Annotated in this window: 9 protein-coding genes; 5 read left to right on the top strand and 4 right to left on the bottom strand. The window is 64.2% G+C overall.

Features of this window, described 5'->3' with window-relative positions; all coding sequences use genetic code 11:
* Nucleotides 1-15: 15 nt before the first annotated feature.
* Together J5J10_RS12610 and J5J10_RS12605 are read left to right on the top strand one after the other, a co-directional pair.
* Nucleotides 16-372 carry a YciI family protein gene (locus J5J10_RS12610; RefSeq protein WP_211930140.1) on the top strand — a complete coding sequence of 119 codons (357 nt, stop codon included), beginning with the start codon at nucleotides 16-18 and terminating at the stop codon, nucleotides 370-372.
* Nucleotides 369-1,595, top strand: coding sequence for a DUF6596 domain-containing protein (locus J5J10_RS12605; RefSeq protein WP_211930139.1), 1,227 nt, complete (start codon nucleotides 369-371; stop codon nucleotides 1,593-1,595). Before J5J10_RS12610 ends, J5J10_RS12605 begins: the two co-directional genes overlap by 4 nt.
* 226 nt (nucleotides 1,596-1,821) lie before the next feature.
* Here the strand turns inward: J5J10_RS12605 and J5J10_RS12600 are convergent, their stop codons facing one another.
* A complete protein-coding gene (locus J5J10_RS12600; RefSeq protein WP_349252091.1) occupies nucleotides 1,822-3,432 on the bottom strand; it encodes a BCCT family transporter in 1,611 nt (536 codons plus the stop codon).
* A 497-nt stretch (nucleotides 3,433-3,929) separates the two neighbouring features.
* On the opposite strand from J5J10_RS12600, the gene J5J10_RS12595 reads away from it, so the two are divergent.
* Nucleotides 3,930-5,693, top strand: a complete 1,764-nt coding sequence (locus tag J5J10_RS12595) for a methyl-accepting chemotaxis protein (protein ID WP_211930138.1) — start codon at nucleotides 3,930-3,932, stop codon at nucleotides 5,691-5,693.
* 81 nt (nucleotides 5,694-5,774) lie between these two features.
* Here J5J10_RS12595 and J5J10_RS12590 read toward each other — a convergent pair whose 3' ends face one another.
* On the bottom strand, nucleotides 5,775-6,650 hold the full coding sequence (locus tag J5J10_RS12590) for a LysR substrate-binding domain-containing protein (RefSeq protein WP_211930137.1): 876 nt from the start codon (nucleotides 6,648-6,650) through the stop codon (nucleotides 5,775-5,777).
* A gap of 106 nt (nucleotides 6,651-6,756) precedes the next feature.
* On the opposite strand from J5J10_RS12590, the gene J5J10_RS12585 reads away from it, so the two are divergent.
* Together J5J10_RS12585 and J5J10_RS12580 are read left to right on the top strand one after the other, a co-directional pair.
* On the top strand, nucleotides 6,757-6,951 hold the full coding sequence (locus tag J5J10_RS12585; RefSeq protein ID WP_211930136.1) for a hypothetical protein: 195 nt from the start codon (nucleotides 6,757-6,759) through the stop codon (nucleotides 6,949-6,951).
* 32 nt (nucleotides 6,952-6,983) lie between these two features.
* Entirely contained in the window at nucleotides 6,984-7,379 is a 396-nt protein-coding gene (locus J5J10_RS12580) for a rhodanese-like domain-containing protein (protein WP_211930135.1), read from the top strand.
* A 104-nt stretch (nucleotides 7,380-7,483) separates the two neighbouring features.
* On the opposite strand, the gene J5J10_RS12575 is transcribed toward J5J10_RS12580, so the two are convergent.
* Both J5J10_RS12575 and catB read right to left on the bottom strand, forming a co-directional pair.
* A complete protein-coding gene (locus J5J10_RS12575) occupies nucleotides 7,484-7,960 on the bottom strand; it encodes an N-acetyltransferase (RefSeq protein ID WP_211930134.1) in 477 nt (158 codons plus the stop codon).
* Nucleotides 7,961-8,028: 68 nt separating this feature from the next.
* Nucleotides 8,029-8,664, bottom strand: a complete 636-nt coding sequence (gene catB / locus J5J10_RS12570; RefSeq protein ID WP_211930133.1) for a type B chloramphenicol O-acetyltransferase — start codon at nucleotides 8,662-8,664, stop codon at nucleotides 8,029-8,031.
* Nucleotides 8,665-8,903 lie beyond the last annotated feature (239 nt).

Below are 8,903 nucleotides of genomic sequence, written 5' to 3'. Positions count from 1 at the left end.
AAGGAGATCGTAACCATGCAGTACATGATCCTCAACTATACCCCGCCCTCGGAGTATGCCGATGCCGCTGCGGTCGCCGCCGCTGCAGAAGGCGAGGTCTGGGGTGCCTATACCCGTGCCCTCATGGAGGCTGGTGTGTTCGTTGGCGGAAACGCCCTGCACCCGCCGCACACGGCAACCACTCTGCGTGTACGCGGCGAAGCACGCGACATCCAAGACGGCCCCTATGCCGCCAGCAAGGAACAGTTCGGTGGCTACTACCTCATCGATGTGCCCGACCTGGACGCTGCGCTGCACTGGGCGGCGTTGAACCCCGCCGCGTCCTCCGGAGCGGTAGAGGTGCGTCCTGTTGTGACGCGCGGGGCTGCGTGAACACGGCCGAACAGATCGAGAAGGTGGCGCGCCTGTCTCATGGCAGGCTCGTCGCCATCCTCGCCGCCCGGACAGGCGGCGTGACCGACGCCATGGACGCCCTCTCGGATGCGGTGCTGCGCGCGCTGGAAGTCTGGCCACTTCGGGGCGTCCCCGACAATCCCGAGGGCTGGCTTGTGGCAACCGCGCGCAACCGCGCGGCCGATGCCGCCCGCAGGTCAGCGCGTGCGGCGCGGGCGGCCGACACCCTTGCTATCCTGGAAGAGGAACGCGCCGATATGGGACAGGCCGTCACCCCAGACCGCACGCTGAACCTGATGTTCGTCTGCGCCCACCCATCCATCGATGCGCGGATGCGCACGCCGTTGATGCTACAACTCGTGCTCGGGCTTGATGCGCGACGCATGGCCGGCGCATTCCTGATACCGCCGGGGACACTGGGCCAGCGGCTGACGCGGGCCCGCGCTAAAATCGAAGCGGCGAGGATCGGTTTTTCGATTCCCGAGGGTGCTGACCTCGCGCCGCGGCTGAGCCATGTGCTGGATGCAATCTATGTTGCCTTCACCGTGGGTACCGACGGCGAGGGCGCAGGGGACGCCAAATCCTCCTCCTTGGCACGCGAGGCAATCTGGCTCGGGAGTCTCGTCGCCGCACAGATGCCCCACGAAGCCGAGGCGCAGGCGCTTTTCGCACTCATGCTCTACACCCAGGCCCGCAGACCCGCGCGGGTGGATGCGGAGGGCTGCCTTGTCCCGCTAGACAAGCAGGACATGTCTTTGTGGGACGCTCGCCTGCTCGACGACGCCGACATGGCGCTCCGGCTCGCCGCAAGCGAGGCCAGCCTCGGGCGATATCAGATCGAAGCCGCGATCGCTGCCGCACATGTCGCCAGGCGCCATGGCCTCACGACGGATTGGCAGGCAATCGCCGCACTCTATCGGGGGCTGGTGGCCTTGTTCCCGACGATGGGAGCCTTAACCGGCCTCGCCGCTGCCCTTGGCGAGTGCGGGGAACCGGCGGCGGGACTTGCGATACTTGACGATGCCGAGCCCGTCCAAGCACGCCAGTATCAGCCTTGGTGGGCGGTGCGCGCCCACCTCCTGGCGGCCGTTGGAGACCAGGCGAACGCCCGCGCCGCCTACGATCAGGCGATCACATTGAGCCCCGATCCGGCCACGCGGACGTTTCTGGCGTGCCGGAAAGCGCTTTTGCTGTCTTCGTGACAAGGCGCTACAGACCTGGAATGGGGCCATCCGGTTTGGCGACAGACGCCCAGGTGTCAAGGACGGCAACAATTCTTGCTGGTTCGTTTCCGCCGCGGGGCCAGGCAACGACATTCGATTCCCTGCCTGAACCCAGGTCGAAAAGGCTCTGGCGGGCGGCTTAGCGGCAGCCGCGCACGGCTGCCGCAGTTGGTCAATTCCACCTCACACCCCACCGCGGATTTTGTCAGCGCGGTTCGGCGCGCAACCCCATGACGAGGGCCACCGCCGCGCCGAGCAGGACGAGGGCGAATGGCAGGCCGGTGGAGACGGCCATGGCCTGTAGCGCGGCAAGCCCGCCGCCGAGCAGGAGCGCGATCGCGACGAGACCCTCGAACGTGGCCCAGAAAACGCGCTGGGGCACGGGGGCATTGACCTTGCCGCCGGCGGAGATCGTGTCGATCACCAGCGAACCCGAATCCGACGAGGTGACGAAGAAGACGATCACCAGAACGATGCCGACAAGCGAGGTGAGCCAGGTGAGCGGCAGGTGGGCCAGCATCTCGAAGAGCTGGATTTCAAGCGCCGCGTCCTGAACGGAGGTCAGGCCATCGGTGACCACCTGGCTGATGGCGGTGCCGCCAAGCGCGGTCATCCAGAGGACGGAGACGAGCGACGGGATCAGCAGGACGGCCACCAGGAACTCGCGCACGGTGCGGCCACGGCTGACGCGGGCGATGAACATGCCGACGAACGGCGACCAGCTGATCCACCAGGCCCAGTAGAAGGCGGTCCAGCCCTGGCGGAAGTTGTCATCGGTGCGGCCGAACGGGTTCGACAGTGCCGGCAGATGCTGGACATAAGCGGAGAGGTTGAGGAAGAAGCCGGAGGCGATCTGCATGGTCGGACCGAAGAGGATCACGAACAGCAGCAGCAGGAGCGCGAGACCCATGTTGATCTCGGAGAGCCGCTTGACGCCACTGTCCATGCCAGCGATGACCGAGGCGGTGGCGATGCCTGTGATGATCATGATCAGGAAGATCATCTCGCCGGTCGACGAGGCAATGCCGAACAGAAAGTCGAGACCGGCGGAGGCCTGCTCGGCGCCGATGCCGAGCGAGGTCGACAGGCCGAAGATGGTCGCGAAGACGGCGAGGATGTCGATGATGTGGCCCGGCCAGCCCCAGACGCGCTCGCCCAGAAGCGGATAGAAGATCGAGCGCAGCGTCAGTGGCAGGCCTTTGTTGTAAGCGAAGAGCGCCAGCGACAGGGCAACCACCGCATAGATCGCCCAGGGATGCAGCGCCCAGTGGAAGATGGTGGCGGCCATCGCCAGTCGGCGTGCGCCTTCCGCGTCGCCGGCGGCACCGTCGAGCGGCGCCCAGTCGGTGCGAACGCCGTTCTCGATCACCGGCCCGCCAAAGGCCGAGGTGTAGTGGCCCAGCGGCTCGGACACGCCGTAAAACATCAGGCCGATGCCCATGCCGGCGGCAAAGAGCATCGAGAACCAGGAGAGATAGCCATAATCCGGCCGCGCATCGGGACCGCCGAGCCGGATACGGCCGAGCGGCAGGACGATCAGCGCCACGCACAGAAGCAGAAAGACATTGCCCGCGAGCAGGAAGAACCAGTCGAGATTGGCTGTCAGCGTATCGCGCAGCCCGACGAAGAGCGGATCGAGCGTCGTCTGGAACATCAGCGTCAACAGGGTGAACGCGATGATCGTCAGCGCCGAGACGCTGAAGACGATGTTGTGGATGTCGAGTTCGAACACAAAACGACGACGGTAGTTGATGTTGTCCTGGCCGATTTCATAGTCGGTGTCGATGATCTCGGTCGGCCCCTCCGGCGCCGGCACAGCTTCGACGTCATCGACCTGCGGCTCCCTGAAGGTATCGTTCACGGTCGTGGTCAATGTCACACGGATCTCCTTTTTGCGTCATCCTATCTCAATTGCGACGTAACGGCGGCTTTATTGCAGCGGAAACATGAAATTGCAAATTCGGATGGAACAAAAAGGTTCCGGTGGCTGATAGGTATTTCTTGCGGGTTTTTCGCGCATTCACCGCACCGCACTCGCGTCCTGATCGCCTGACGCGGCTTTCGCCCGATGACCGGGCAAATACCCAAAATGATCCAGAAGCGGTAGAATTGTATATAAGCTTTTCAGAAAGCATCAGGTTTTGCCGGATATGTTCACGGCCGAGCCGCACCTACGGCAGCAGGACGCGACCCGACCCGTCGCCACGACACGGGATAGTTTCGACCAACGCTACAGAATTTAACCGTTCCCGTGACCTGACGAGCCGAAACTATGGCTTCAGAGGCCGCCGGACGCCATGCAGAGATATTGCGATGAAGGTCTTCCCCACCACAAATTCCGACGCCATTCTCCAGGCCATCGGCCGATCCCAGGCGATCATCGAGTTCGACCTGACCGGCCGCATCCTGAAGGCCAATGACAATTTCTGCGCCGCGCTCGGCTATCGCTCCGAGGAGATCGTCGGCCAGCACCACCGTCTGTTCGTCGATCCGGCGGAGGCCGGCAGCCCCGAATATCAGGCGTTCTGGGAAAAGCTCGCCAAGGGTGAGTACGACCGCCGCCAATACCGCCGGATTGCCAAGGGCGGGCGCGAAATCTGGATCGAAGCGTCCTACAACCCGGTGTTCCGTAACGGGAAGCCGTGGAAGGTCGTGAAGATCGCCACCGACATCACGGCGGAAAAGCTGAAATCGGCCGAGGACGCCGGCAAGCTCAACGCGTTGTCGCGGACGCAGGCGGTCATCGAGTTCAACCCCGACGGCCAGATTCTGACGGCGAACGAGAACTTCCTGCAGGTGATGGGCTACAGCCTCGAGGAAATCCGCGGCAAGCATCATTCGATGTTCTGCGATCCGGATTATGCCCGCAGCCAAGACTACGCGCAGCTCTGGGCGGATCTGCGCGCCAACACGCCCAAGGCCGAGGAGTTCATGCGGATCGCCAAGGGCGGCCGCAAGGTGTTCATCCAGGCCTCCTACAACCCGATCGTCGACGAGCAGGGCCGCGTCTTCAAGGTCGTCAAGTTCGCGACCGATGTGACCGGTCGCGTCCAGAACGTCAACGACCTCGGCGCCGGCCTCAAGGACATGGCGAACGGCGACCTCACAGTTCACATCGACGAGCCCTTCATTCCCTCGCTCGAACAGCTGCGTGTGGACTTCAACGAGGCGGTGCACAGGCTGAACGACGCGATGGAGACTGTTCACCGCAATGCCCAGACGATCGCCTCGGCCTCGTCGCAGGTCCGCACGGCTTCGGAGGATCTCTCCCGCCGTACCGAGCGGCAGGCGGCATCCGTCGAGGAGACCGCCGCCGCGCTGGAAGAGATCACGCAGACGGTCGCCGACAGCAGCCGGAGGGCCGCCGAAGCGGGACGACTTGTCGCCGATGCCCGGCTCAACGCGGACAGATCCAGTACCGTGGTGCAGAACGCCATCGAGGCGATGAGCGCCATCGAGGGCTCCTCCAAGGAGATCTCCAACATCATTTCGGTGATCGACGAGATCGCCTTCCAGACCAATCTCCTGGCGCTGAACGCCGGCGTCGAAGCGGCGCGCGCCGGGGATGCCGGCCGCGGCTTTGCCGTGGTTGCCCAGGAGGTGCGCGAACTCGCCCAGCGCTCCGGCAAGGCGGCCAAGGAGATCAAGACGCTGATCACCACATCGGGCAATCAGGTCGGGCAAGGCGTTTCGTTGGTCAACGAGACCGGGGCGGCCCTGAAGAGCATTCGCGGGCAGGTCGACGAGATCAACATCAACGTCGCGGCGATCGTGGAAGGCGCGCGCGAACAGGCGGTGGGACTGAAGGAGATCAACGTCGCGGTCAACACGATCGACCAGGGCACGCAGCAGAACGCCGCGATGGTCGAGGAATCGTCAACGGCAAGCGCGAGCCTCGCGTCCGAAGCCTCGGCCCTATTCGGCCTCGTCTCGCAGTTCCGGCTAAGGGGCTTCACCGCCGCCACCAAGCCAACCCCGATGACCGCTTCCGCTCTCACCAGGGTGCCCGCCGTCGCAAAGCGTGCAGCCTCCGTTGTCGGAAACACCGCGATCAAGGAGGACTGGGAGTCGTTCTGAGCACGCCCCCACATCCCGGCTGCAACCGGCTATGACCAGCCATCGCCGCGCGTCACCCGCGCGGCGATATCGTCTTCCCGGTCAGGCCTCCCAGGCGCGCGCCAGCGGCGAGAATGCCTCGCGGATCATCGCCGCCAGTCCTTCGATCGTCGCCGACGAGCGGTGGCGGCTGCGTTTGAGCACGACGCGGGAGGAATCGACCGGCGGGAAGCCGTCCGTTGCAGTCAGCGCGCGGCAGCCGGGCGGGATGTGGCTGCGAGCAAGCGGGGCGATGGCAAGGCCCGCCGCGACAGCCGAGCGCAGGCCGCCGGCCGTGTCGCAGGTAAACGCGATGCGGTAGGGAATGGCATGCTGTTCGAGCGAGCGGATGGCAAATTCCCGGCACCAGTCGGAATTCCAGTAGACGCCGATCGGCACGGGCCTGAGGAGATGGCGGTCGTGCAGTTCCGATGTCACCCAGACGGTCGGGTCGATCGCCAGCACCTCGCCCGATGCATTGTTGGCGCTGTCGAAGACCACGGCGAGATCGATCTCGTCGTTCGTTAGCGCCGCCGCCTGCTGGGCGGAGTAGCCGCAAAGCACGGTCACCTCGGTTGCCGGATGTCGTTCGGAAAATGCGGCGAGTGCGGCCGGCAGGATCGTCTCGCTGTACTCGGGCGGAATGCCGACCCGGACCGGCCCATCGAGGGGTGCCACCCGCATGGCGGCGGTGGTTTCATCGACAAGGCCGACAATGCGGCGCGCGAAGGGAAGCAAGCGTTCGCCCTCCCCTGTCAGCCGTACGCCGCGCGGACCGCGCTCGAACAGCGGCGCGTCCGCCAGTTCCTCCAGCCGCTTGATCTGCATGCTGACAGCCGACTGCGTGCGGCCAAGCTGGCTCGCGGCATGGGTGACGTTTCCGCATTCCGCGACGATGAGAAAGGTGCGCAGCAGATCGCTTTCGAGCGGGAGTGACATGCGGTCTCGCAATCGAATTTCCTGATGATAGGCATAATCACTATTCGTTTGTGGAATGTCCAGCGGCGGCGATCATGAGGCCGAAACAGGTCGAGGAGGTCGGGTCATGACGTGGTTTCGCCGTCTGGTAAGAGTTGGACGTGATTTGTTGGCGTCGAAGGACGGCCGCGACCAGTTGCGCCTTATCCGGGCGCGCGCCAACGATCATCTCCTCCGCGACGCCTGCGTTGATCGCGATCCGAAGACGAACGGAGCTCTCAGTTTCAGGGAACGGCTTGAGCCGCGCCATCCGGCGCTCTAGTCTGGCGACAGGAGCAATGCGGGAGGAAAACCATGCTGAAGAAGGGCTACAAGGAGCTGCTCGCGGAGGCGAATGCGCAGGTGACAGCCGTGCCGGCCGGCGAAGCGCGGTCCCTTGCCGGTGCAGGCGACGTGGTGTTCGTCGACCTGCGCGACCCGCGCGAACGCGAGCGCGAGGGTACCATCCCCGGCGCATTCTCCTGCCCGCGCGGCATGCTGGAATTCTGGATCGACCCGGAAAGTCCCTATGGCAAGCCTGTCTTCCAGGAAGACAAACGCTTCGTCTTCTTCTGCGCCTCCGGCTGGCGCTCGGCGCTGGCGGCGAAGACGGCCGAGGACATGGGGCTTGCGAATGTCAGCCATGTCGAGGGCGGATTTTCGGCGTGGAAGGCGGCGGGTGGAGACGTGGAAGCGGTGGAGCGGAAGTGAGGGCGCTTTGTATCTTCTCCCGCAAGGTTCCGCGCCCCATGACGTTGACCGGGTCCTCGCTAAGACGCTGTAGAACCTGAATAGCGCGGTCTCGAAGGTCGCTATCAAAGATCCTTGTGAAGCGCCACTTTCTCCAGCGTCACGCCAAGTATCGGATCATACGCCCTGCCCCGCCAGGTGTCGACGTAGCCGAGGTGGCGGTAGAGGCCGAAGGCACGGGTGTTTTCGGCTGCCACGCTGATGGTCGCCTCCGTGAAGCCGGCCGCCCGTATGTCTTCTTCCAGCGCGCGTATGAGCGCGGAGCCGACACCCCTGCCCTCATGGTCCGGCGACACCCAGATGTCGCTGATGTGGTTGTCGGCATGTTCGCGGCCACCGAGACCGGCCAGCGCGCCATTCCATTCGGCGACCAGGATGCGCCCGCCCTGCTCCCGCAGGAAGGGAATGAAGGGGTTGTCACCTTCGAGGCGCCGGACGACCTCGGACGTCACAAGCGGGAGGATGCCGCGTTTCCATGCAGAAAAGCCGAGTTCGGCAAGGCCGGGGATGTCGTCTGGGCGCGCCGGTCGAAGAGAAATCATGGTGCAGGTCCTGGCGGGGTAATCGGGATGTAGCGATCCGCACGGCAGGCGCGCGGATCGCCATGGGATCAGCTCTTCCGGATCGCCGAGGTCCAGTGACGGTAGAGGGCATCCACATCGCCGCTCGTCAGGATCGGCATCACCTCATGCAACTTGTCATCCGGCCAGTCCCACCATTTCATATCGAGGAGCAGGCCGATCCTCCGATCGTCGAAGCGCCTGCGGATTTCCTTCGCCGGATTACCGCCGACGATGACATAGGGTTCCACGTCGCGAGTGACGAGCGCTCGCGTGCCGATGACGGCGCCGTCGCCGACCTTGATGCCGGGCATGATGATCGCCTCCGAGCCGATCCAGACATCGTTGCCGATCACGGTGTCGCCGGCGGGCGCATAGCCGTTTTCGGCACCCGCAAACTCCGGAATCTCGGACATCCAGTAGAAGGGAAATGTGCTGATCCAATCGCTGCGATGCCCCTGATTGCCGGCCATAATGAAGGCCGCGCCCGATCCGATCGAGCAGAAGCTGCCGATCACGAGGCGGTCAGCCCCCTCGTCGGGGACGAGGTAGCGGGCGCAATCGTCGAAGCTGTGGCCATGGTAATAGCCGGAATAGTAGCTGTAGCGTCCGACGCTTATGTTGGGATTGGTGACCTGACGGTCGAGCGTGATGCCCCGGAACGGGCTTTCAAAATAGTTTTCCATCGATGTACTCTCTGCATTCGTCCATTGCCGCTTGCGAGAAGGCAAGCGGAGACCAGGCCCGAAACCCCTTGAGGTTTCCGGCCCTTGCCCCTCGCGTCAGAGACGCGGGAGCACGATGCAGGGGGTACTCGCTGTTCTTATCATGCCCGCCTTTTAGCGCAGATTGCACGGATGGCCAAGACAAGGGGATATCGGGCGGTAGAAGGAGAGCGTCTACCGCGTGGTCACGCGGCTCGGGT

It is taken from the genome of Ciceribacter sp. L1K23, from assembly GCF_018122705.1.
Lineage (GTDB): Bacteria > Pseudomonadota > Alphaproteobacteria > Rhizobiales > Rhizobiaceae > Allorhizobium.
The sequence above is the reverse complement of the archived record's forward strand: the minus strand, read 5'-3'. Positions and strand labels throughout refer to the sequence as shown.